Here is a 22337-nt window from a genome sequence, read left to right on the forward strand (position 1 = left end):
CCGCGTGTTCGGCTTTCATAGCCGGGAAGGGGCGATTCATGGCAGAAGTCAGCATGTCAGACGGCCGAGTGCAGATCTCCAAGGCACAAACGCATCCGACGATTTCGATCGCGGGCACGGTGTGTACCTTTGTTTTCCTGATCGTCGTTATTTTTGCCATCTTCGCCAAAGAGCAGATGATGATCGCCAGCTACATCAGCGGCGCTCTGGCGGCCATGGGCGTCTGCCTCGCACTGATCGCGACGTGGCGGCCCAACGGGAACAAGCAATAGGAAGCACAGCCATGCGCAACATGCGATTGATCGGCTCCCTGTTCCCCGCCCTGCTGATCCTGCTCGGCCTCTGGTATGCGCTATACAGCCTGGCCACTCCTGATGACGCGGGTTCCTACGCGATCGCAGCCGCCATCCTGCTGAGCACCGTGCTGGTCGTAGAACGAATGAGGCAAAAGAACTGGGCGAATTAAGCTGAATGCCGGGTGCCGCGTGCCACACACCATCCCGAAGACGACTTACAGACAGCATTAAGATCGAGCGAGAAATAACCACCATGAGCGCAACCGCGACCGACCGTAAATATCAGTACCGTGAAGGCCTCCGCGAAGCGATGGTCGAAGAGATGCAACGTGACGAGCGCGTGTTCCTCATGGGCGAAGAAGTCGCCGAGTACAACGGCGCTTACAAAGTCAGCCAGGGCATGCTCGACGAGTTCGGGCCCGGCCGAGTGATCGACTCGCCTATCAGCGAGACCGGCTTCTCCGGCCTCGGCGTCGGCGCCGCGATGTACGGCCTGCGCCCCATCATCGAATTCATGAGCTGGTCGTTCTGCCTTGTCGCCGCCGACCAGATCGTCAACAACGCCCCCAAAATGCTCTACATGTCCGGCGGACAGTTCGGCGTGCCTTGCGTGTTCCGCGGCAACAACGGCGCGGGCGGGCAGCTTGGCTCGACGCACTCATGGTCGGTCGAATCGCTGTGGAGCCAGGTGCCAGGCCTGAAGCTGGCTGTGCCCAGCACGCCGCGCGAAGCCAAGGGCATGCTCAAGTCCGCCATTCGCGACAACGACCCGGTGTTCTACCTTGAGTCGGAGCGGATGCTCGGCATGGGCGCTCGCGGCGACAAGGATTTCTCCCGCTACCTCTCAGGCGGCCAGTGGGCACCGCCGGAAGGCGACGACGACTTCACCATTCCGCTGGGCAAGGCCAACGTGGTCAAGCAAGGCAGCGACTGCACGATCGTCACCGCAGGTCGGCCGCTGCACTTTGCGCTTGAGGCGGCGGAAGCGCTGGAAAAAGAAGACATCGACTGCGAAGTGATCGACCTGCGGACCTATCGCCCGCTGGACATGGACACGGTGATCGAGAGCATCAAGAAGACCAGCTACTGCGTGGTGGTCGACCAGAGTTGGCCGTTCGCGTCGGTGGCGTCGGAAGTGTGCACGCAGATTTACGAGAAGGGCATCGACCTGCTGGACAATCAGGTCTATCGCGTAAACAACCACGACGTGCCCCCGCCTTACAACCGCAACCTTGAGCAGGAAATGCTGCCCAACGCGAAGCGGATCATCGAAGCCGTGCGGGCCGCGACGTACAACACCTGATTCGCATCACAGGTTCGCACCACAAGATCAAAAATTCAGCCCCCTCGCCCACGCGGGGGCGACGATGTTCAGTCTTCCATCCGACCCGCCTGCTCCCACGGGTGCAGCGCCTCGGCCAGCGCCGCGAACATCTCGCCAAATGTCTGGTCGGTCAGCCAAGGTGCAATCAGCACCGCCGCGACGTTCATCAACGTGAACCACACGGTCGAGTGGTCCCACCACGACCATTTCTGCTGCCACGGAAAGTCCGGCCCGGCGGCCTCGGCGTCGTGGGCGGGGATGCTGTAATAGTGGTCGACGTTGCGCGTCGCCGTGATACGGCCGGCCATGATCGTCTGCTGCCATGGCAGCGGCAACAGACCGCGCACGCTCTGCATCATCGGGCCCAGACGCAGGCCCATGATGCTCATCCGCCCGGCCCCGCTGAGCCCGGCAATGCCGAACTCCACCTGCGTGTACGCAAGCAATGCAAACGCCCAGATCACCAAAGCCACGTCGAGCTTCATGTCCCACAGCGCCCAACTCACCCGACGCGCGAACCCGCGATGGCCCAGCCAGCCCTGCTTGATCCACTCGAATGCGAAGTGCACCGCCACGACCACCAGTAGCCAGAAGATGCTCACCCAGACGCTCAGCCCCACCGCCAGCGCGATATAGCCGATGGTGAACAGCCAGCTCTGGTCGTGGGCGATGACCCACCGCCGTACGGGCCCGACGGATGTGTCATCCGCCCGCCCCTGCACGCGCCGCACGGGCCGCGTTGTGGTGGAAGTCTGATTCACGCCCACATCTTACCGCATGCGGGCTACCATATAACGTATGAAGCTTTACACCGGCCGAGGTGATGAAGGCCAGACCGACCTGTTCGGCGGGCAGCGAATCGACAAAGACGCGCTGCGCGTCGAGGCGATGGGCGCTGTAGACGAATTGAACGCCTGGCTTGGACTCGCCGCGGCAAAAAACGAATTCGACGACCTTCGCGGTCTGCTGCTCGCCTTGCAAAGTCGGCTGTTCGAACTTGGCGCTGATCTCGCAACGCCACGCACCGGCAGCAAGGGGCAGCCCAATGAGCCCGCCGCGATCCCACGCATCGATCAGGCAAAAATCGAGGACCTCGAGCAGCAGATCGATCGCATCGACGACCACCTGCCGACAATGAAGCAGTTCATCCTGCCCGGCGGCACGGAGCTGGCCGCAAAGCTGCACACTGCCCGCACCGTCTGTCGACGGGCCGAGCGCATCTGCGTCGCCCTCAACCGACACGAACCGGTCGGCGACGAGATCGGCATCTACCTCAACCGCCTCAGCGACCTGCTGTTCGCCATGGCTCGGCGGGCCAACCAGCTCGCGGGCGTACGCGACGTGCCATGGAAAGTGCAACCGTAAAACGCAGGCACGTTACGGCCGAAGCGGTTCCATCGTCTGCGTCGTGGTCATATCACCCATGATCAGCCCGGCCGCCAGCGCCGCCAGCACACCCGGCACGAGCACGATCAGCAAGCGGACCACAAACAGCCGACCCATATACCGCGTCCGAATGTTGGACGGGATCTGCTTCCACAAACGCGGGTCGCCGCCGATCTGCCGCATCACCTTCCGCTTGTCGAGCAACGCCAGCAGCGCCATCAACAACCCGAAGCCGATCGGCAGGTAGAACCGCTCCTGCCAGCTCGGGATGGACACCCCACTCACCACGCCGATGGCCACGTTCACCGCCGCCCAGAACGCCGGCGGCACTTCAAACGACGGGTTCAATGCTGAATAACGGGCCACCACACCACCCTTTCGTCGACCTCAAGTCACAATATTCAAATACAGGTGACAGTCGACTGCCGACCACACCTGCATTCCGCCATACTCAGTTCGTTAACGACTCCACATCGGGCAGTTCGCCGACGATCGGGCCGAGGTACTTCTTGAATTCGTCGCTGATGTTGTTGTCGTTCACGATGTACTTCTTGTCGAGCACCTGCGTCTTCGCCGCGACGTCGGTGAGCTTGATGTGTTTGTACTCAACCTTGTACGGGCTGTCCGAGACACGCTGAATCGCGATCGAGCCGGACGTCTCGCCCGAGGTGGCAAGCTCGGCGGCACATCGGCCGGCGGCGCGGGCCTCAGCGGCGTCGGTCGGCGAAACGCAGCCGGCGAAGCAGCGCTGCAGGTAGCCGAACGTGTCCGCACGCACGCGCGTCTTCGGCCCCAAGTGTTCCTTCACCGCCTTGGAAAGATAGTCGCCCAGCGCCCCCGTGCCCGAAAGCTGCGGGTTGCCGTGCGCGTCGCGCTCGACGTTGCCGTCCTTCTCCGCCAGCTTCACCGCGATCGGCGTGCCGTGCTCGTCGTGAATGCCTTCCGACACGGCGATCAGGCACCGGCTGAGCCGCTTATATGTCGCTTCCACATCTTTCTGAAACTGCTCGATGGAGAACGGCACTTCCGGCACGTAGACCAGGTGCGGCCCGTCGTCTTCATACTTACGGCCGAGCATGCTCGCCGCTGTGAGAAAGCCGGCGTGTCGGCCCATCACCACGTCGATCTTGATGCCGGGCAACGCCTTATTGTCGAGGTTGTCACCCATGAACGCCTGCGCCACGAACTTCGCCGCGCTGCCGAAGCCGGGCGTGTGGTCGTTGAGCACCAGGTCGTTGTCGATCGTCTTGGGCACGTGGAAGGCATGCAACTCATAGTTGTTCGCCGCCGCCTGCTCCTGCACGATACGGCAGGTGTCCGAGCTGTCGTTGCCGCCGATGTAGAAAAAGTAGCGGACGTTGTTCTTCTCGAAAGCGTCGAAAATCTTCTTGCAGTAGTCCGCGTCCGGCTTGTCGCGCGACGAGCCCAGCGCGGCCGAGGGTGTTTTGGCGACGCGGTCGAGCTTGTCCTGCGAAAGATCCTGCAACTCGATGAAGTCGTTTTTGACGATGCCGGCCACGGCGTGATGCGCGCCGAGAATCTTCTCCACCATCGGCTTGCCGCGCAAACCTTCCACAACGCCGACGAGCGACTGGTTGATGACGGCCGTCGGGCCGCCGGATTGACCGATCACAGCGTTGCCGCGTGGGGACTGATTGCTTGCCATGGTGAAACTCCGAGTGGTTATTGGGTAAGCCTGCATTCTAGAGATTTCTCCGCCGTCGGCCAAAGTTGCCCCGCGCGGTCGTCGCCGCGGTGTGTGGCCGGGTATGATGCCACTATCACGAGGGGTAGCCATGAACGACATGAACTGGCGGACACACGACATCGAAGCCGGCGACGATCCGACGAAGCTGATCGACGCCGAGTGGTTGCTGACCAACGGCACGGGTGGGTACGCGATGGGCACGGCCCTGGGCTGCCCGACCCGACGATACCACGGCCTGCTCGTCGCCGCGACGCAGCCGCCGGCCGGCCGTATGCTCGCCGTCAACCAGATGTGGGAGCAACTCGTGCTTCGGCGTGTCGAGGACGCGGACGCGCTGCTGCGCCCGCCGACGGTCGCCCAGCCGCTGGAGTTTTCCACGCTCGCATTCGCGGGCGACGCCGGCCTCGTGTTCGCCCCGCAAGGCCACGCCATGCTCCAGACATTCGAGCGCGGCCTGAGTGTGAAGTGGACCTACCAGTGGGGCCGCATCAGCTTCGAGCGCGAACTGTTCCTGCACTGGAAACAACAGGCGATCACACTCCGCTATCGCATCCGCGGGCTCGACGAAGCCGGCGCACGCGCGACGCTCCGCCTTCAACCGATGCTGACGCTGCGCGACTTCCACGCGACGCTGCGCCGCGGCCACAGCGGAGCGTTCCGCTTCGAAGCCCGACGGGATCGACTGATCGTCCGACGCGATGGCCAGGCCGTCACCTTCGCCTGCCCCGGCAGCCGATTCGAGCCCAACGAGCACTGGTGGTACAACGTGCACTACCCGCTCGACGCGGAGCGCGGCCAGGACTGCCACGAAGACTACTTCGTCCCCGGCCTGATGGAAGTGGAACTCGACGCCACCGCCGAAAGCGAAGTGCTCCTCACCGCCGCCCTAGGCGAACAGCCGGCCAAACCGATGCCCAACGCTGACGCGCGATCGCAACATCTGATGCCGATGCGCGAAAGGGTTTCTGGTTTCTCGTCTCTGGTTTCTCGTTCTGGAAAACCAGAAACCAATAACCAGAAACCAGAAACAACGCTCGCCATCGCCGCGGACGATTTCGTGGTGGATCGCGCGATCGGGGATGAAAAGCTTTCGACCATCATCGCCGGCTATCCGTGGTTCGGCGACTGGGGGCGCGACACGTTTATCGCCCTGCCGGGCCTGCTGCTGGACACCGGCCGATGCGACGAAGCGCGGGCCGTGCTGCGCGCCTTCGCCCGCTCGATCCGCGACGGCCTCGTGCCCAACCGCTTTGACGACTACGACGCCTCGGCAGCGCATTACAACACCGTCGATGCGAGTCTGTGGTTCATCAACGCAGCGCTGAAATATCTCGAAGCTACCGGCGACGACAAGGCCTGGCACGACTGGCTCGCCCACGCCTGCCTCGACATCGTCCACCACTACCAGCACGGCACGGGCGGCGACGTCACGCTCGACACCGGCGAAACGCGCCCGCTCATCGGCATGGACGACGACGGCCTCATCTTCGCCGGCACGAACCACACCCAACTCACATGGATGGACGCGGCCTGCGGCGACGTCGTCTTCACACCCCGCCCCGGCAAATGCGTCGAAATCAACGCGCTCTGGCATCACGCCCTTTGCGCCCTGGCCGACCATCTCGACCAACGCCCGCTCAAGTCGGCGGGCAAGCAAAGCGACGCCACGGCGTCGAACGCCATCTCCCCTGCCGACCTCCGCAAACTCGCCGACAAGGTCAAGCGATCGTTCAACAAGCGGTTCTGGAACGCCGAAGGCAAATGCCTTTACGACCACATCGCCGACGACGGCCACACCATCCCGCGCATCGATACGTCCATCCGCCCCAACCAGGCGTTCGTCGTCGCCTCTGCCTACTGTCCGCTGCCTGTGACCAAGCAGCGGCAGGTGCTCAAAGCCGTCCGCGATCAACTGCTCACCCCCGTTGGCCTGCGCACGCTGCCGGACGACGACCGCGCTTACCACCCGCACTACACCGGCGACCAGTTCCGCCGTGACGAGGCATACCATCAGGGCACGATCTGGCCCTGGCTGATCGGTGCGTACGCCGAGGGCGTGCTGCGTGTCGGCAAATTCTCCGACAAGGCGCGCAAGGAAGCGATGCTGGCCATCGCCCCCCTGCTCGAACATCTGCAAAGCGAAACATCCCCACCCGCGCCCGGCGGCGTCGGCCAACTCGCCGAAATCTACGAAGCCCAGCCCGACAGCCACGCCAACCACCGCCCCGTCGGTTGCCCGGCCCAGGCATGGTCCGTCGCAGAAGTGCTGCGCATCTGCAAACTGGCCTCATCAAAAACAAAGCCCTGACCCCACGTAAATCAGCAATTAGAAATTAGAAATTAGAAATTCTAAGCCCACTGCCTCACCGCCACCGCGCCACTGCCGCGTTCGAGGTTGATGATCATGTAACGCAGCGCATCGCAGGCGTGGTCCGGCCCGTCTTTGACCGGTTCGTTGTTAGCCAGTCGATCCGCATCGAAGTGATACGCCTGCATCGCTTCGATCAGCCGAACGCATCGCGGCGCGATCCGTAGCGTGTTGCGATCCAAGCGTCGGCGGATGCGCTCGATGCCCTCACGGATGGTCGACCGCATCGTCCGCACGCCATAGCCTTCCCGCTTGAGCAGCGCCACATCCGTCAGCCCCGTGTGACTGTTGCGCTGTCGGCCGGCGGGGTCGACACCCAACCACACCGGCCGTGCCCCCGCAGCCGCCTTCGTCTGCTGCTCGATCGCGGCCAGATGCTCGCTCAATGTCCGCCCTGTCTCGATGTATTCATCAACCACATGCACCACCGCCGACTCGCCTTCGCCGACCACGCGCGCCCAAAGCATCACCGTCGGCGATCGCAAGCCGAAGTCCATGCCACCGACCGCCAGCGTTGGCTCATCATCCGTCGGCTCAACCACATGTCGACTCACCGAAAAGTTCGGGTACACGCTGTCGCGGCGCTTGGGGCGATGGCACGCCATCTCCGCGGTCCATGTGTCCGCCGACGTGCGATGCCACTGCCGAATGAGATCATCGATCTGCATGAACCCGCTCGCCTGCTTCGCTCGGCCCCGGCAGTCGCTCCACAAAACGCACGTCTCACACACACGCTCAGCCGGGCAACGTTCGACCACGTCGACCCAGTTCCACCGAAACACCGTGTCGGGCGTGCTTGCATCGTCCGCGCCGCGCGTCAGTCGGCTCATCATCCCGAACGGACGATGCATCGTGCTCAACGCTTCCACTCGGCCGTTCACCCATACACGATGCGCCCCTTCGCCACACCAGCCGCTGCGGGTCACCAGTTGCGCCGCCTGCCAGACTTCGGGGTCGAACTCTTCGACCTCGTCGCAGCGAAGCTTGTGCACGCGAACGCCGCGCACCGATCGCTGCGACTGCGCGAGCACCTGCACCACGCTGCCATGTACCGTCGCTACACGTCGCTGCGTCGGCACGCCGGCGAGCACACCACGCAGGCCCGGCCGGTCGAACAACGTCACCAGATGCTCAAACATTTTCGAGCTCTGTTCCAGTGATCCGCCGAGGATGCGGACCTGCACGCCCGGCTTGAACACCATATCGAGCAACGTCGCGGCCGCGCCGAGCATCGTCTTACCCCCACCGCGGTTCGCCCACACCACACAGTCGCCGAACGTCGTCGACTCGGGCGCAACACGATCAAGCCCCGGCTCGCCCGCTTCAAAAAATGCATCACACAGATATGCGAACGGCGGCGCGTGCCCGGCCGACATCGCTTCGCGCGGCACGTTCAGCCCGAGCACGCGATGCACGAACCGATGCAGTTGCCCCGGCGTGCTCGGCCGAAGGGCGAGTAATGTTCGAACTTCGCGATTCAACTTCGCCACCATGCATCACTCCCGCCTTCCCTCGTTAATCATCCACGCCGTCAAACAACGCCTTACGCAGCGATTCAACATTACCACCGTCGTCCGCGTCGGCTGCGGGGTCTGCTTTGGCTTCCACCTCATTGCTGGCGCTGGCTCGTTTCATTTCCAGTTTGAGCAGATCGACACACGCCCGCCGCGCGACGTCGTCGCTCGTGCCTTCATCTTCCTGCGTGGCGAGACGAATCAGCCGATTGGCTGCAAGCAGGCGATAGCGACTCAGCAGCAACTGCGTCTGGTAGTCCGCCAGCGCACACAGTCCCGCCAGCCGAGACTGGTTCGACCGTTCGCCCGCCCATGCCGCGAGGTCCGCCGGCTTCAAGCCATGCTTATGCGCGAGCGCCACCACATCATGCTCGGCGTTGAATATGTCATGCAGTAGCGCCGTCTGCCGCTTGGATGATATTCGCTTCATTCGATTTCCCTTTCGTCATGCACCAACGTCATGAGCGCCGCTTCACGCTCGCCGCCGATCGCTTTAAGTCGTTGTTCAAGCGTTCGCCGTTCGCTCGGCTTCAAAAAGAAATACACCGCCTGCGGCATCTCGCTCATCGGCTGCGGCGAGCGCGGCGGCGGCGCGGGTCTGGCAAGCGGCAACAGCCGTTGCAACTGATCGCTGCGCTCGGGCAACAGCGTCTTCAACGCTTCCCAGTCACTTCGGTTCGACAGGTCGGTGAGCAGCTTCGCCCGCTTTCGCGGGTCGTCCTGTCCTTCGAGGCGGTTCAGCGTCGTCATCAACAGCAATGCTTCGTCATCGTCCACGGGCCAACTGACGCAGGTTGCTGTCGACCGACCGAGTCGGCGGAGCGCTTCGACGCGATGGTGGCCGTCGAGTATCTGATGTGTCTCGGCGGTCGTGTCGCTCGCGTCGCGCAACAACGGCCGAACGATGATGGGCGGGTAGCGGTCGGATCGTTTGATATGAGCCACGAGCTTCTTCAATAGATACTCGGGCATGACGTTGCTGTTTTGCGGATGTGGCAGCAGGCGGTCGATCGCGATTTCGGTCCATTGCATGCGATAACTCCAACAGGTGATTGGCCGACGGACAGGTCAGGGAAACCGGCACGATCAGGTGTGGCTGTTGTTTTCGTGAGCGTTCGGGCCGATACGTTCAACCGACCGGTTGTCGTGCAGGTAGTAGACGGGTTGGAGCAGCAGGCGTTGCTGGGCAGCGCGCAGATGCGTGCGCGGGTCGCGATTGCGTGTCGCGCTTCGGCCGCCGTTGTTGCGATACCAGCGGTGCAGTTCCGTGACGAGCCAACGGCGCATGTTTTCGGGTTGATGTGTGATGCGTTGCCAGGTGCGGTCGAGCGTGGCGAGGTCGTGGCCGACGATACCGACGCGGGCCAGCGCTGCGAGCAGACGGGCGTCGCACGGATGCATCGGCCGACGGTATGCGGTCATGCCTGCCCGTTCGAAAAACGGGTTGACCCGCCCCATCGCCGCGAGCGCTTCGGTGTAAGGCGTGCACGCATCGGCCAGCGCCGCTTTCACCAGCCGAACCGCCAGCCCGAGCCCGCGCCACTGCGGGTGCACAACCACTCGGCTGATGCAACGAACCTCCCTGTTCAACATACGGCTGCGCTGTGTCGCGGGCAGCCATCGACCGAACCGTTCGTGCAATGCCCAGTTGCGCATCGAACAACTCAAGCTAGGTAACGATTCGACAAGCACGGCCGCGACCTGCCCGGTGTCGCTTCGCCCGACGAACCGCGCGGCGAGCGTCGGCTCGTGCGTGCGATAGATCAGCACGCGCATCGCCGTGGCCGGCTTGTCCGCGCGATAGTGATGCTCGGCAAGCTGCCCGTAGTCGGCAAGCTTGCCACGTTCGAGGTGCAGCGACTCGGCCGGGTGCGGCGCGGGCAGGTTGCGCAGGCGATCAACAAGCTTCATTGTCACCTCCGCGCCGCCAGATGTGCACGGCTTTGCCGAGCGGCTTTTCAATCAACACGTCAGGCTCGAATGGTTCGAGTAGATCGTCGTGCGTCGTCGCGGCAACGAATGCGACCGGCGTCCGCGTGACCCACTTGCGAACGTTGCGGGCAATGACGGTGGCGGTGCGACGGTCAAGCGTCGCGCCGAATTCGTCCGCCAGCACGATGGGAAGTCTGGTGTTTCGAGTTTCGAGTTTCGAGTTTTGAGTTGGGGATGGCTTTATTGAAGCGGACTCGACGGCGGCGATGGTTTGGGCAAGTCGAAGGCGGTAGCGCTGGCCGTCAGACAGTTCGTTGGGCGTGCGCAGCATGACGAATGCGTCGTTGAGGCCGGCGAGACTGAGCCAACGCATGACCTGTTCGAGCGGTGGGTTGCCGAACGAGTTGAACAGGTCGACGAGCGGTTTGTCGGCCGGGGCATTGAGATGATCGAAGCGGATGATGCGAACGTCATCGCGCGTCGTCGCAGCGCTATCGAGCAAGTTGAGCAACGATGACTTGCCGCTGCCGCTGGGGCCGGTGATGAAGGTGAGTTGATGGGGTTCGAGGGTCAGGTTCGTCTGCGGGATGATTTCCAGTTCGTGTTGCTCGTCAATGCCGAGGCCGAACATGGCAGCGACTTCGATGACGTTCGGCGAAGGTGTCACGGCAGTGCGCAGACGACGATGGAGTTTGAAGGTGATGGACATATGTGCCTGGGGTTGTGGTTTACAGATCCGGGTCAGGCGGGCCGACTGGGGTCAGGCGTGGCGGGCGAGGGTGCGGACGGCGTCGAGGTGCTGACGGACGCGGTGGAGCGTGAGGCCGGTGCTTCGCGCGGTGTCGCGAAGAGCTTTGCCTTCGAGCACGACCAGGCGGGCGGTGGTCTGCATGTCGCGAGGCAGCATTTCGAGTCGCCCGGCGACGAAACGGAACAGTGGATCGTTGAGCCGGGTGAGCAGGCGTTTGACGCGTCGTTGGAGCGTTCGCGGCCGATCGTTGAGCAGGCGGGCGACGTCGGCAACGCTGAGGCCGTGGCGGTAGATCTGTTCGAGCAGCAGCCGATCGTGCGGCGCGAGGTATTGAGCACGTTGAAGCAGGCGCTCGGCGGCGTCGCGGCGGTCGAGCACGTTCGCGCGGTCATCTTCGGACGCGCTGCGGGCGAGCGAGGCAGGGCTGGTCATCATCGGCGGTCCCCCTGTTAAATGATCAGTGAACTTTTTCTTGATTCAACCATTTGGTGAACGAGCCGTCAAGAGGTATAGTTGGTGTTTGTTAGGTTCTTGTTGATTGCAGTGCCACGCTGTTGTCAGTCGGATCTGGTCAAGTGTGGCGATCCCGCGGATTCGCGCAGCCCATCCGGGGCCTGGGGAGATGAACCATGCAGACAGTCGGCGAAATCGTGCGAGCACGTCGGGAAGCGTTGGGGCTGACGCTGTCGGCGTTGGCGGAGCGGGTGGGGGTGACGAAGGGGTACTTGTCGATGATTGAGAATCATCGCGTGGCGAACCCGCCGTCGCGAAAGCTGTTGGCGTCGCTGGAGGAGGCGTTGGAGTTGGAGGGGGGCGCGTTGCGTCGGCTTGCCGGGGTGCAGAGCGCTTCGCCGGAGGTTCGCGAGGCGCTGACGAAGCTGGCGGACGATGCGCGACGGGGGCGCGAGTTGGCGGAGTGGTTGAAGCAGAACACGTCGCGTCGGGCCGGGGGCGGGAAGAACCTGGATCGGCTGTACCGCAGTGGGCGTTTGCGTCGGAAGATCAGCGAGACCCTGGAGACGGTGGACGCGACGGACGAGCTTCGGCCGGCGTCGGTCGGGCGTGGTCATGTGCCGTTGATCAACAAGGTGGCGGCGGGTTATCCGACGGGTTTTACGGACCTGGACTACCCCGCGCGGGTGGCGGACGAGACCGTGCCGTTTCCCGGGGCGTCGGGCGTGGAGGATCCGGATGCATTCGCGGCGACGGTGGTGGGCGAGTCGATGCAGCCGGTGTATGGGGAGGGCGACATCGTGGTTTTTTCGCCGATGGCGGATGTGGTGGACGGCAATGATTGTTTTGTGAGGCTTGAGCCGGACCATGAGACGACCTTCAAGCGGGTGTATTTCGATCAGGAAGCGGGGACGGTTCGGCTGCAGCCTTTGAACCCGGCGTTCGCGCCGCAGGTCGTGCCGCGCGAGCAGGTGGCGGGGCTTTACCGTGCGGTGTGGCGGATGTCACGGCTGTGAAATTGAGCCTTTGCGCACTGTTGGGAGGCGGGGTGGCCTGCATGGTGGGGCGGCGCGTCGCGGGTGTGCGCATTGTGCGTTGATGTGATAATGAAATGTCGGGCGCGCTTGTGTTTTTATTGGGAGAACGGGACTCGAAGATGCGATGGCGGTTGAGGTGTGCGTGTGCGCATGCGTGAGGGTTGGGGTGGGTAGAATGGGTGCGAGTCGGGCGTGGCCGACCGGAAAGGTTTTGAAACGAGCAGGGTCGGGGTGGTGCAAAAGGAGCGTGGGCGATGAGCGTATCGGTGACTGAGTTGCGACAGGAATACGATCGAGCGGGACTGCGTGAGGCGGATGTGGCGGGCGATCCGATTGTGCAGTTCGGGCGATGGTTTGATGAGGCGTGCAAGGCGGAGATTGTTGAGCCGAACGCGATGACGCTGGCGACGTGCGGGGCGGATGGCTGCCCGGCGGCGCGGGTGGTGCTGCTGAAAGGTTACGACGCGGCGGGGTTTGTTTTTTACACGAGCTACCTGAGCGACAAGGCAGGCGAGCTGGCGGAGAATCCGCGGGCGTCGCTGGTGTTCTGGTGGGACAAGTTGCAGCGGCAGGTGCGGATTGACGGGACGGTGGTGCGTGTGAGTGATGCGGAGGCGGATGAGTATTTTGCGTCGCGGCCACGGATGAGCCAGGTGGGGGCGTGGGCGTCGCGGCAGAGTGTGGTGATTGGTGGGCATGATGCGCTGGCGGAGGCGTTCGCGGCGCGGGATCGTGAGTTTGAAGGTCGCGACGTGCCTCGGCCGGGGTTCTGGGGCGGGTTTCGGCTGCGGCCGAGGCGGCTTGAGTTCTGGCAGGGGCAGCGGAGTCGATTGCACGATCGGCTGCGGTATGAACGACAGGATGATGGGGGATGGGCAGTGGTGCGGGTGTCGCCTTGATGCGGTGAGCGCGGTGTGGCATCGTTGGCTTTTAGATAGGGGTGAGGGTGGGCAGTGCGACTGAAGTCGCACTGCCTTTTTTTTGGGGGGGGGGCTTTGCGTGTGTGTGTTGGGGGGGAGGAGGAACGGGATATGCGGACTATTCAGGTGGAGCGGTTGGCGGAGTTGAATGAGCAAGCGGTGCGCGGGGGGCGGTATGTGTTGTATTGGATGCAGCAGGCGCAGCGGACGGTGTGCAACCATGCGCTGGAGTATGCGGCGCAGCAGGCGAACGCGTTGGGGCTGCCGGTTGTGGTGGGGTTCGGGTTGACGGATGGGTACCCGGAGGCGAACGCTCGGCATTACCGGTTCATGCTGGAGGGGCTGCAACAGGTCGCGGGCACACTGGAACGGCGAGGGATCGCGTTCGTGCTGCGAAAGGGAGACCCGGCAGATGTGGCGATCGAGCTTGGGCACGACGCGGCGATGATCGTCTGCGATCGCGGCTACCTGCGCGTGCAGAAGCAGTGGCGAGACAGGGTCGCGGACGAGGCGGGGCGGCGAGTAGTGCAGGTGGAAAGCGATGTGGTCGTGCCGGTGGAGGTGGCGTCGGACAAGGCGGAATATGCGGCGAGGACGATTCGGCCGAGGCTTCGTCGGCAGCTTGAGAAGTACCTGGTGAAGCTGGAGCCGACGCCGGTGAAGCGCGACGCGCTGGGGCTGAAGCTGGATGGTGTGTCGCTGGGGGATCTGGACGGATTGCTGGATTCGCTTGATGTGGATCGCAGCGTGCCGCCTGTATCGCAGCATTTTCAAGGCGGGGAGGCGGCGGCGCGGGCGCGGTTGGGGGCGTTTCTGGATGAGCGGTTTGGTGATTATGCGGCGCATCGCAATCGCCCGGAGACGAACGATGTTTCGCATATGAGTAAGTATCTGCACTTCGGGCAGATTTCGCCGGTGCAGCTTGCGCTTCGTGTGCTGGAGCGAGGCGAGGAAGCACGCGATGAAAACGTGGCGAGCTTTATCGAGGAGTTGATCGTTCGGCGGGAGTTGGCGATGAACTTTGTGAATTACACGCCCGGCTACGACAGCTACGCCTGTTTGCCACGATGGGCGCAGCAGACGTTGAAGAAGCATCGCGGCGACGAGCGGGAGCACGTCTATACGCGGAAGCAGTTGGAGGCGGGGGCGACGCATGATGCGTATTGGAATGCGGCGATGAAGGAGATGCGCGAGACGGGCTACATGCACAACTACATGCGGATGTACTGGGGGAAGAAGATTTTGCAGTGGAGCAACACGCCGGAGCATGCGTATCGGGTGGCGCTGGCGTTGAATAACCGGTGGTTTCTTGATGGCCGGGATGCGAACAGCTTCGCGAACGTTGCGTGGGTGTTCGGGTTGCATGATCGGCCCTGGGCGGAGCGGCCGGTGTTCGGCACGGTGCGGTACATGGCGGCGACGGGTTTGGAACGCAAGTGTGATATTCAAGGTTACGTGCGGAAGGTGGAGGCGCTCGGCGGGGATGACGGGGCGGGTCTGACGTCGATTGACGGTGCGTGATGGTCGGGTGTTGTGAGGTGGCGGTCGAAGAAGGCGGGGGGTGGGGCGTAGAATGAGGTGTTATGTGGTTGAAATGGTTGCCATGGCGTTTTGTGGTCTCGCGGCTGGCACGGTCGCGGGGGTTTGTTGATCCGATTCATCTGCTGTCGGTGGTGCACCGGTTTTCGCAGCCGTCGGAAGTGACGGAGCCGGTGGAACTGGTTCGGGCGGGGATGATCTTTCATGCGCGCGGGTTGATTAACTCGCGGGCGATACAGCACAACCTGGACTGGGTCTGGCCACATTGGGTGGAGCGGCAGTTTGACCCGGCGGACAAGGCGTTCGTGCCGCGGGCGTTTTCGCTGACGCATGTGAATCTGACGCATCGCAACTGGACGGCGGTGGGGTTGCCGGACTGGGACTGGCTGCCGATTGTTGATCCGCGTGGGCTGGTGACGCCGCTGCTGGATGGCTGGTCGGTGGATGCATGGTTGCTGCCGGACGAGGGCGAGCCGTTGCTGCCTTCGAAGCTGAAGGCGGAGCAGGTGGAACAACGGCTTGAGCTTGAGCCGAGTTTGTGGATGCACACGATCGCGCGGCAAGGCGGGGCGAAGCTGGAGCAGTCGGTGGATGTGATGGTGGACGATGGTTTGCCTTACTGTCGACTGCGCGTGGAAGGCGAGTTGCCGGGGCCGGGGTGGTTGGCGCTCTCGATTCGGCCGGCCAATCCGGAGGGGGTGAGTTTTATTCATCAGATGGACTACGACGCGGCGGCGGGTCGACTGCGCGTCAACGAGCAGGACAGCGTGCTGTTCGAGTCGGCAGCGGACCGGGTGTGCATGTCGCATTATCACGCGGGCGACGTGCTGCTGAAGTTGACGGATGATGGCGAACCGACAGCGGCGGACCACGTCGACTGCGGTGTGGGACTGGCGACGGCGGCAGTGCTGTATCGTGTGGAAGGCGGCAAGGCCCGGTCGGTGACGGCGCGCGTGCCGCTGCGCGAGTCGGCGAACGTTGAGCCGGAGGCGACACGGCGGGGCACGCTTGTCGCGGGTCAGCGGATGGACTGGTCGTCGGCGCTGGCGGGCACGTGTGAATGTCACGTGCCGGATGAGTGGATGTGTTTCCTGCATGACGCGGCGGTGCGGAACCTGGTGTTGCATGCGCCGGGTGAAGTGTATCCGGGCCCTTACACGTATCGGCGATTCTGGTTTCGCGACGCGGCGTACATTCTCGAAGCGCTCGCGAGCGTGGGGCTGTTCGAGCGGGTGAAGCGATGTATCGACCGCTTCCCGGACCATCAGTCGGTGCGGGGCTACTTCCGCTCGCAGGACGGTGAGTGGGACTCGAACGGCGCGGCGATCTGGTCGATCCACCGCTGGTCGCAACTCACCGGCGAACCCGTGCCGGACGAGCTTGCGAAGGCGGTGGTGCGCGGCGCGGAGTGGATCGAGCATAAGCGGACGAACCCGTCGGGGAAGAAGGCGCACGCCGGGCTGCTGCCGGCCGGCTTCAGCGCGGAGCATCTCGGGCCGAACGATTTCTACTACTGGGACGACTTCTGGTCGGTGGCGGGGCTGCGGTCCGCGGCGGCGATCGAGCACGCACGCGGCAAGCCGATCTGGGTCGAGCAGTTCGAGCGGTCGGCGGCGAGCCTGTTGCAGTCGATCGATCAGAGCCTGGAGCGAAGCGAAACCGCGCGGGGGAAAGACATCATCCCGGCGTCGCCCTACCGGCGGATGGACGCCGGGGCGATCGGGTCGATTGTGGGCAGCTATCCGCTTCGCGTCTGGCCGGCGGACGATGCGAGGCTGATGGGGACGATCGAGTTTCTGCTTAGCAAGTGCATGGTGCGTGGCGGGTTTTTTCAGGACATGATTCACTCGGGTGTGAACCCGTATCTGACGTTGCACATGGCGCAGGTGTTATTACGTAACGGGGACGAGCGTTACTGGCCGTTGGTGAAGGCGGTGGCGGCGCTGGCGTCGCCGACGGGACAGTGGCCGGAGGCGGTGCACCCGGGGACGAGTGGCGGGTGCATGGGCGATGGGCAGCACATCTGGGCGGCGGCGGAGTGGGTGCTGATGATGCGGGCGATGTTCGTGCGGGAAGAGGACGATCGGCTGGTGATATGCTCCGGCTTGCCGAGCGAGTGGTTGCAGGCGGGCGGCGAGGCGTTGCGCTACGGGCCGACGCAAACGCCGTGGGGCCCGGTGACGTTGCAGGTGACACCGAGCGAGTCGGCGGTGACGGTGACGTGGGAGTCGGCGTGGCGTGATGAGGCGCCGGAGATGGAAGTGGTGCTGGCGGAGTGTGGTCGGCAACGCGTCGGCGGCGATGCCGAGCGGGTGGTGATGGAACGGCAGGTGACGTCCCAGCAGGCATGATTGCCTGTACCTGGCGGGCGAGATGATGCGATGAGCAGGCGATGGCGTTGAAGATTCTCATGCTGACGAACACTTACCTGCCCCATGTGGGCGGGGTGGCTCGTTCGGTGCACTCGTTCGCTGAGGCGCTGCGCAAGCGCGGGCACCGGGTGGTCATTGTCGCACCGACGTTTGAAGGCACGCCACGGCATGAGGCACACGTCATCCGCGTTCCGGCGATCCAGAACTTCAATGGCAGCGACTTTTCCGTCCGTCTGCCCGTGCCCGGCCTGCTCACGCGGGCGATGGAAAGCTTCCAGCCGGACATCATCCACAGCCATCACCCGTTCCTGCTCGGCGACACGGCGCTGCGGTTGGCGACGTGGCATAATCGGCCGCTGGTGTTCACGCATCACACGATGTACGAGCAGTACACGCATTACGTGCCCGGCGACTCGCCCGCGATGAAGCATTTTGTCATCCGGCTCGCGACCGACTACTGCAACCTCTGCGATCATGTGATTGCCCCGTCCGAAAGCATCCGCGACATGCTGCACGAGCGCGGCGTCCGTCGGCCGACCACGACCGTTCCCACCGGCATCGACGCGAACGTCTTCGGCCAGGGCGACGGCAGCCGGGCGCGCGAGCAGTATGACATCCCCACCGACGCGTTCGTGATCGGTCACGTCGGGCGACTCGCACCGGAGAAGAATTTGTCGTTGCTGGCGCACGCAGCCGCGGGGGTCGCGAAAGATCATCCGCAAGTGCACGTGCTTATTGTGGGGTCGGGTCCATCCGAGCCCGCCATCCGCGAAGCGTTTCGCGAGCAGCGCGTCGCGGACCGCTTGCACCTGACCGGCTCGCTGAAGGGCCAATCGCTTGTCGATGCTTATCATGCGATGAACCTGTTCGGCTTCGCATCGATGAGCGAAACGCAGGGCATGGTGCTCGCCGAGGCGATGACGGCCGGCGTGCCGGTGGTCGCCATCGACGCACCGGGCGCGCGTGAGGTTGTTGTCGACGGCGCGACCGGCCGACTGCTGCCAACGCCGGACCAAGCCAGCCTGCGCGACGCGTTGGCGGACATCGTCAAACGGTCCGACAGTAACCTTGCTCAACTCGCTGCTGCTGCGCGCGAGCGTGCGGAAGCGTTTTCGCTTGAGCAGTGCACGCAACGGTTGATCGATCTGTACGAAGAGATGCTGGAGGGTGAACCACTTGATGACCGCCACGCGGACAACGGCTGGACACGAACGCTGCGGATGATTGAGACGGAGTGGAATCTGTGGAACAGCCGAACCGAAGCGGTCTGGGATTCGCTGCGCCAGGAAGAAACATGACCGCCCCGGCCGGGCCTGCGGATGTCGTGCCGCGTATCGTGGGATGTACTTCGCATTAGGGGGATGGAAAAGAACGCCCGCGTCGGCCTCCCTGCCGAGCGGGCGTTCGTGGCTGGTCGTGGGTTTGTCGTGCGCCGCTTCCTCAACTCGCACGGCGTAACGACCAGGCTTCTCGCAGGGTGTGGATGCGCTCGCCCGCACGGACGACTTCGTCGCGCTGCTGCTTCAACGTTTGCGCAAGCTCAGGCGCGAGCCGACTTGATAGCACACTCTCGTAGGCGGCAAGCACTTCGTCTTCCGCCCGCTCCGTCAGCCGCAGCACATAGCTGATTTCGTTGGCGGACAGCCGTTGCCGTAGCGCCTGCCACCAGCGCTGCACCGCCGGCCGACGACGCGTGTTCGGCTCGTCGACTGCGACGCGTTCCAGCCGTGGGTCGAGATAATGCTGCAACGTGTCTGCAAAGCTGCCGCGCTGCCGGGCGAGTTGATAGAACATCGCGGTCAGTTCGGCATCATCCACACCGTCGCCCGCTGCGCGGAAGCATGCCTGGCTGTCGCGGTTCAGCCGAACCAGTATCAACAGCCGATCTGCCGCTTCGTTTTCAAGGGGCATGAACAGCAAGGCAAACATCGCCTCAGCTCCAATCGGTCGCGCGGGTATCGCAGTACCACCGAGGCTGGCTTGTGAGGCCCGGTGGTTTCGTGTGATGTCGCTTGTCGCCGCGGGTCAATCACACACCGCGTGGTCCGCCGCGTTGCACGAGGCCGACCACGAGTGAGATGATGAACAGAATCAGGAAGATTACGAACAGCACTTGCGCGATCGTCGCTGCGGCCCCGGCCAGCCCGCCGAAGCCGAACAACGCCGCGATCAATGCCACGATAAAGAAGATCAGTGCCCAGTAAAGCATGGGTCAGTCCTTTCTCCGGAAGCGATACCTCGCTCCCTTGCGGATCAGACAGTCGGACCCACGCGCCCGTCACCACTGATCAGCGTAGGCGCGCCATTTCGACTTGCGAGTCGAATCGTGAAAATGAAATTTTGTTCATGTCGCGCATGGGACGGAAGCGCGGCGGGAAGAGCGCGGTGCAAGCACCGCGGCTAAATGTTGCACGTGGGAACCACGTTGTCATGTTCGTTCACTGGTGCGCTTATAGGCGGTGCGTTTCGACGAGTACGTGGTCGCCCCGGCCCGTGAAGCGGTCGGTGGTGTGTTCCACCAGCCAGCCCTTGATCAACTGTCGGCGTTCTTTCCACGTCAACTGCTGCCGCCACTGATGCGAGTCCGGGTCCAGCTTGATGGGGTGCTCCGCCATCCGCTGAGCCATCACCTGCGGGTGCGTGCCTTCGTACCGGCCGAGGAATGCTTTGGGGAATCGCTGATAGTAGTAGTTTTCCACCACTTCGGTGACTTCATCTTCACCCTTGGCCCAGAAGCGTTGGCGGTTGTCGCGTTTCGCTGCGAGGGCCTTGAGCGTCTTGACTTCGCAATAGTGAAACTGCCTGGCGGCGGTCTGCACGGCCCGGATCTTGCGGCCGCGCTCCTTAAATTTGGGGTGCACCGTGAAGTTGGCCGCGTCACCACGCGAGAGCACGAAATGGTGCGGCTTCACAATCCAGCACTTCCGCCGCATCGTCCAGGGCCAGACGTTGAAGATCGTCTGGTAGTCGCCCAGAAACTGCCGCTGCCAGAGCATGAGCGCGTCAACATCCTTGCGGTCGGCGTACTGCCGCATCGCGTCACGAAGAATGTCGTAGTCTTCATCATGCACGACTTCATCGCACTGCACGTAGACGGCCCACTTGCCCTGGCAGTTGAACAGCGCGACGTTGGTCTGCTGCGCGTAGACGTAGCCGCCCGTGGCGAGGTTCGGGTTCCATCGGCTTTCGATGATGCGGATCTTCGGGTCGCCGATGCTGCGGACCAGTTCGAGCGTGCCGTCATCGGGCTCGCCTTCCAGCAGGCCGACGTTGATGACAAACTCATCGACGAGCGGCAGCACGGAGCGGATCGCTTCCACGGCCGGGTAGTCGTACTTGACCGCATTGCGAATGAAGGTGAAGCCTGATACTTCCATGGGGCAACCTGAAACAAGGGTGATCGCCGCGATGATAGACCGCGATCAAGTCCGCCGCAAAAGATAGGGGACGCCCACGGCGTGACGCCGTGGGCGTCGGGCGCTGATCGGCGCTGACGATCGTTACCGGCCGCCTTGAAACACCACGTCGTAAACGAGGTTGCCGTCGCTGTCCTGGTCCCACACGAGCATGGGCCGCCAGCGGGCACGCGGGGCGAGGAGGCGCGGCGGCTCGCCCGGCCCGGCGGGGTCGATCATCTCGAAATCTTCCCATCGACCGGGTGCACGCTCATATTGAAACACGTGATCGTCCGCCGCGTCGTAGTGAAACTGGATGGCATGCGAGTGGTAGTGCGTGCGGAAGCCGCGCGACCGCAACTCGTTTCGCAGGCGGTGGAAGGTGCGCGGCAGTTCGCCGTCGCGTTGCAGCAGGAGGACCATGCCTTCGCCGAGGAATTCCAGGTGCGCCTGCGTGGTGGTGACCGGGTCGGGTTCGAGGTTCATGGCGAACCGCTGCCAGGCGTCTTCCGCAACGCTGAAGTCGTCCGTGTCGAAGGCACGCTGCATGGCCTGTCGGCTGTGCAGGCCGCGGCCGATCTCGGCGAGGTAGCGTTCGAACGCGTCGCGAAATCGGCGGTCGGCGTGCACGAGAAAATAGACCAGGCTCCACGACTGAGCGTACAGGTCCGACGCGGCGGCGGGGTTGGTGCGAAGCGTCGCAGCCCACTGCTGGTTGGAGATGTTCAGCAGCGTGTCCAGGGGCATGGTTCGGCCTTCGTCGATCATCCGCCGAACCTGCTCGATGCGGGCGCGATCCGCCAGGCCGGTGCGGATCTGGCCATCGACGATGACGATGTTTTCAAAATATTGCGCGATGCCTTCGTTGATCGAGGTGGGCAGCGTCGCCCCGAGGTAGTTGTGGGCAAACTGGTGGAACGCTTCATGGCGGAGGGTGGCGAAGGCCTGGGCACGGTCGGGCCGATCGACATAGCTCGCCAGACCGCCGCGTGCGCCACGGTGGAAGAACATGCCGCCGGAGTTCGTACCGTCGATGCCCATGGTCGCAAGGAAGGCGAGGTAGTCGCGCTGCGTCGCGAGCAGGTAGAGCGGCTGGTCGACCCGACGGCGGTCGCGCATGTGGGCGAAGCGGCGTTCGAATTCCGCGTAGATCAGGTCCATGTGCTGCGCGTATTCGATGACGTCTTCGCGCGGCAGGTTGGTGTGGATGGTGTAGTAGCGGCTGTCCCAGGTGTCGAGCGAGGGCTGGGCGACGGCGGGGGTGATGAACGTCAGCACGACTGCAATGCACAGAAGTGTGAAGCGACGTGCGAACATGAGGCGATCCCCGTGACGGACTGGA

23 protein-coding genes are annotated in these 22337 nt (G+C 63.5%); 10 read left to right on the plus strand and 13 right to left on the minus strand.

Annotation, left to right across the window (positions count from 1 at the left end):
- Positions 1 to 38: 38 nt before the first annotated feature.
- The 3 genes from ACERK3_15235 to ACERK3_15245 all read left to right on the plus strand — a co-directional run bounded on the left by ACERK3_15235 (position 39) and on the right by ACERK3_15245 (position 1599).
- Complete coding sequence (locus ACERK3_15235; GenBank protein MFA9479641.1) at positions 39 to 272, plus strand: hypothetical protein; 234 nt, start codon at positions 39 to 41, stop codon at positions 270 to 272.
- A gap of 11 nt (positions 273 to 283) precedes the next feature.
- The gene (locus ACERK3_15240) at positions 284 to 466 is read left to right on the plus strand and encodes a hypothetical protein (GenBank protein MFA9479642.1); all 183 of its coding nucleotides are present in this window, start codon (positions 284 to 286) and stop codon (positions 464 to 466) included.
- Positions 467 to 549: 83 nt separating this feature from the next.
- A complete protein-coding gene (locus tag ACERK3_15245; GenBank protein ID MFA9479643.1) occupies positions 550 to 1599 on the plus strand; it encodes an alpha-ketoacid dehydrogenase subunit beta in 1050 nt (349 codons plus the stop codon).
- A 68-nt stretch (positions 1600 to 1667) separates the two neighbouring features.
- Here ACERK3_15245 and ACERK3_15250 read toward each other — a convergent pair whose 3' ends face one another.
- Entirely contained in the window at positions 1668 to 2381 is a 714-nt protein-coding gene (locus tag ACERK3_15250; GenBank protein MFA9479644.1) for a hypothetical protein, read from the minus strand.
- A gap of 37 nt (positions 2382 to 2418) precedes the next feature.
- On the opposite strand from ACERK3_15250, the gene ACERK3_15255 reads away from it, so the two are divergent.
- A complete protein-coding gene (locus tag ACERK3_15255; protein ID MFA9479645.1) occupies positions 2419 to 2985 on the plus strand; it encodes a cob(I)yrinic acid a,c-diamide adenosyltransferase in 567 nt (188 codons plus the stop codon).
- Positions 2986 to 2997: 12 nt separating this feature from the next.
- Here the strand turns inward: ACERK3_15255 and ACERK3_15260 are convergent, their stop codons facing one another.
- Together ACERK3_15260 and ACERK3_15265 are read right to left on the minus strand one after the other, a co-directional pair.
- A complete protein-coding gene (locus ACERK3_15260; protein ID MFA9479646.1) occupies positions 2998 to 3372 on the minus strand; it encodes a hypothetical protein in 375 nt (124 codons plus the stop codon).
- Positions 3373 to 3457: 85 nt separating this feature from the next.
- Positions 3458 to 4672, minus strand: coding sequence for a 6-phosphofructokinase (locus ACERK3_15265; GenBank protein MFA9479647.1), 1215 nt, complete (start codon positions 4670 to 4672; stop codon positions 3458 to 3460).
- 130 nt (positions 4673 to 4802) lie between these two features.
- Here ACERK3_15265 and ACERK3_15270 point away from each other — a divergent pair, with 130 nt between their 5' ends.
- Positions 4803 to 7022, plus strand: coding sequence for an amylo-alpha-1,6-glucosidase (locus ACERK3_15270; protein MFA9479648.1), 2220 nt, complete (start codon positions 4803 to 4805; stop codon positions 7020 to 7022).
- Positions 7023 to 7063: 41 nt separating this feature from the next.
- Here the strand turns inward: ACERK3_15270 and ACERK3_15275 are convergent, their stop codons facing one another.
- Genes ACERK3_15275 through ACERK3_15300 form a run of 6 tightly spaced genes read right to left on the minus strand, consistent with a single transcriptional unit; the run spans position 7064 to position 11714 of the window.
- Complete coding sequence (locus ACERK3_15275; protein ID MFA9479649.1) at positions 7064 to 8575, minus strand: hypothetical protein; 1512 nt, start codon at positions 8573 to 8575, stop codon at positions 7064 to 7066.
- Between the two features lie 22 nt (positions 8576 to 8597).
- Positions 8598 to 9026, minus strand: coding sequence for a hypothetical protein (locus tag ACERK3_15280; protein MFA9479650.1), 429 nt, complete (start codon positions 9024 to 9026; stop codon positions 8598 to 8600).
- Positions 9023 to 9628, minus strand: coding sequence for a ParB N-terminal domain-containing protein (locus tag ACERK3_15285; GenBank protein MFA9479651.1), 606 nt, complete (start codon positions 9626 to 9628; stop codon positions 9023 to 9025). The genes ACERK3_15280 and ACERK3_15285 overlap by 4 nt, the downstream gene beginning before the upstream one ends.
- 54 nt (positions 9629 to 9682) lie before the next feature.
- Positions 9683 to 10507, minus strand: coding sequence for a hypothetical protein (locus ACERK3_15290; protein ID MFA9479652.1), 825 nt, complete (start codon positions 10505 to 10507; stop codon positions 9683 to 9685).
- Complete coding sequence (locus tag ACERK3_15295; GenBank protein MFA9479653.1) at positions 10494 to 11237, minus strand: ATP-binding cassette domain-containing protein; 744 nt, start codon at positions 11235 to 11237, stop codon at positions 10494 to 10496. The genes ACERK3_15290 and ACERK3_15295 overlap by 14 nt, the downstream gene beginning before the upstream one ends.
- Positions 11238 to 11288: 51 nt before the next feature.
- On the minus strand, positions 11289 to 11714 hold the full coding sequence (locus tag ACERK3_15300; GenBank protein MFA9479654.1) for a helix-turn-helix domain-containing protein: 426 nt from the start codon (positions 11712 to 11714) through the stop codon (positions 11289 to 11291).
- A gap of 194 nt (positions 11715 to 11908) precedes the next feature.
- Here ACERK3_15300 and ACERK3_15305 point away from each other — a divergent pair, with 194 nt between their 5' ends.
- The 5 genes from ACERK3_15305 to ACERK3_15325 all read left to right on the plus strand — a co-directional run bounded on the left by ACERK3_15305 (position 11909) and on the right by ACERK3_15325 (position 18898).
- Entirely contained in the window at positions 11909 to 12748 is an 840-nt protein-coding gene (locus ACERK3_15305; GenBank protein MFA9479655.1) for a helix-turn-helix domain-containing protein, read from the plus strand.
- Between the two features lie 275 nt (positions 12749 to 13023).
- Complete coding sequence (gene pdxH, locus ACERK3_15310) at positions 13024 to 13668, plus strand: pyridoxamine 5'-phosphate oxidase (GenBank protein MFA9479656.1); 645 nt, start codon at positions 13024 to 13026, stop codon at positions 13666 to 13668.
- Between the two features lie 132 nt (positions 13669 to 13800).
- Entirely contained in the window at positions 13801 to 15210 is a 1410-nt protein-coding gene (locus ACERK3_15315) for a deoxyribodipyrimidine photo-lyase (protein ID MFA9479657.1), read from the plus strand.
- Positions 15211 to 15272: 62 nt separating this feature from the next.
- Entirely contained in the window at positions 15273 to 17579 is a 2307-nt protein-coding gene (locus ACERK3_15320) for a hypothetical protein (GenBank protein MFA9479658.1), read from the plus strand.
- A gap of 41 nt (positions 17580 to 17620) precedes the next feature.
- Positions 17621 to 18898 (plus strand): glycosyltransferase, encoded by a 1278-nt coding sequence (locus tag ACERK3_15325; protein ID MFA9479659.1) that lies wholly within the window; start codon positions 17621 to 17623, stop codon positions 18896 to 18898.
- Positions 18899 to 19040: 142 nt separating this feature from the next.
- Here ACERK3_15325 and ACERK3_15330 read toward each other — a convergent pair whose 3' ends face one another.
- The 4 genes from ACERK3_15330 to ACERK3_15345 form a co-directional block, all read right to left on the minus strand.
- Complete coding sequence (locus tag ACERK3_15330; protein ID MFA9479660.1) at positions 19041 to 19529, minus strand: PA2169 family four-helix-bundle protein; 489 nt, start codon at positions 19527 to 19529, stop codon at positions 19041 to 19043.
- 100 nt (positions 19530 to 19629) lie between these two features.
- Positions 19630 to 19809, minus strand: a complete 180-nt coding sequence (locus ACERK3_15335; protein MFA9479661.1) for a DUF1328 domain-containing protein — start codon at positions 19807 to 19809, stop codon at positions 19630 to 19632.
- A 241-nt stretch (positions 19810 to 20050) separates the two neighbouring features.
- Entirely contained in the window at positions 20051 to 20977 is a 927-nt protein-coding gene (locus tag ACERK3_15340) for a hypothetical protein (GenBank protein ID MFA9479662.1), read from the minus strand.
- A 123-nt stretch (positions 20978 to 21100) separates the two neighbouring features.
- Entirely contained in the window at positions 21101 to 22312 is a 1212-nt protein-coding gene (locus tag ACERK3_15345; GenBank protein MFA9479663.1) for a DUF1570 domain-containing protein, read from the minus strand.
- Positions 22313 to 22337 lie beyond the last annotated feature (25 nt).

It is taken from the genome of Phycisphaerales bacterium AB-hyl4 (assembly GCA_041821185.1).
Classification (GTDB): Bacteria; Planctomycetota; Phycisphaerae; order Phycisphaerales; family Phycisphaeraceae; genus Natronomicrosphaera; species Natronomicrosphaera hydrolytica.

Excerpts from the sequence above, each read along its gene's own strand:
- ACERK3_15290 (MFA9479652.1), bottom strand. The coding sequence starts at position 10,507 with ATGAAGCTTGTTGATCGCCTGCGCAACCTGCCCGCGCCGCACCCGGCC.
- ACERK3_15255 (MFA9479645.1), top strand. The coding sequence starts at position 2,419 with ATGAAGCTTTACACCGGCCGAGGTGATGAAGGCCAGACCGACCTGTTC.
- ACERK3_15295 (MFA9479653.1), bottom strand. The coding sequence starts at position 11,237 with ATGTCCATCACCTTCAAACTCCATCGTCGTCTGCGCACTGCCGTGACA.
- ACERK3_15300 (MFA9479654.1), bottom strand. The coding sequence starts at position 11,714 with ATGATGACCAGCCCTGCCTCGCTCGCCCGCAGCGCGTCCGAAGATGAC.
- ACERK3_15330 (MFA9479660.1), bottom strand. The coding sequence starts at position 19,529 with ATGTTTGCCTTGCTGTTCATGCCCCTTGAAAACGAAGCGGCAGATCGG.
- ACERK3_15285 (MFA9479651.1), bottom strand. The coding sequence starts at position 9,628 with ATGCAATGGACCGAAATCGCGATCGACCGCCTGCTGCCACATCCGCAA.
- ACERK3_15265 (MFA9479647.1), bottom strand. The coding sequence starts at position 4,672 with ATGGCAAGCAATCAGTCCCCACGCGGCAACGCTGTGATCGGTCAATCC.
- ACERK3_15325 (MFA9479659.1), top strand. The coding sequence starts at position 17,621 with ATGGCGTTGAAGATTCTCATGCTGACGAACACTTACCTGCCCCATGTG.
- ACERK3_15270 (MFA9479648.1), top strand. The coding sequence starts at position 4,803 with ATGAACGACATGAACTGGCGGACACACGACATCGAAGCCGGCGACGAT.
- ACERK3_15320 (MFA9479658.1), top strand. The coding sequence starts at position 15,273 with ATGTGGTTGAAATGGTTGCCATGGCGTTTTGTGGTCTCGCGGCTGGCA.
- ACERK3_15335 (MFA9479661.1), bottom strand. The coding sequence starts at position 19,809 with ATGCTTTACTGGGCACTGATCTTCTTTATCGTGGCATTGATCGCGGCG.
- ACERK3_15305 (MFA9479655.1), top strand. The coding sequence starts at position 11,909 with ATGCAGACAGTCGGCGAAATCGTGCGAGCACGTCGGGAAGCGTTGGGG.
- ACERK3_15240 (MFA9479642.1), top strand. The coding sequence starts at position 284 with ATGCGCAACATGCGATTGATCGGCTCCCTGTTCCCCGCCCTGCTGATC.
- ACERK3_15345 (MFA9479663.1), bottom strand. The coding sequence starts at position 22,312 with ATGTTCGCACGTCGCTTCACACTTCTGTGCATTGCAGTCGTGCTGACG.
- ACERK3_15275 (MFA9479649.1), bottom strand. The coding sequence starts at position 8,575 with ATGGTGGCGAAGTTGAATCGCGAAGTTCGAACATTACTCGCCCTTCGG.
- ACERK3_15280 (MFA9479650.1), bottom strand. The coding sequence starts at position 9,026 with ATGAAGCGAATATCATCCAAGCGGCAGACGGCGCTACTGCATGACATA.
- ACERK3_15315 (MFA9479657.1), top strand. The coding sequence starts at position 13,801 with ATGCGGACTATTCAGGTGGAGCGGTTGGCGGAGTTGAATGAGCAAGCG.
- ACERK3_15235 (MFA9479641.1), top strand. The coding sequence starts at position 39 with ATGGCAGAAGTCAGCATGTCAGACGGCCGAGTGCAGATCTCCAAGGCA.
- ACERK3_15245 (MFA9479643.1), top strand. The coding sequence starts at position 550 with ATGAGCGCAACCGCGACCGACCGTAAATATCAGTACCGTGAAGGCCTC.
- ACERK3_15340 (MFA9479662.1), bottom strand. The coding sequence starts at position 20,977 with ATGGAAGTATCAGGCTTCACCTTCATTCGCAATGCGGTCAAGTACGAC.
- pdxH (MFA9479656.1), top strand. The coding sequence starts at position 13,024 with ATGAGCGTATCGGTGACTGAGTTGCGACAGGAATACGATCGAGCGGGA.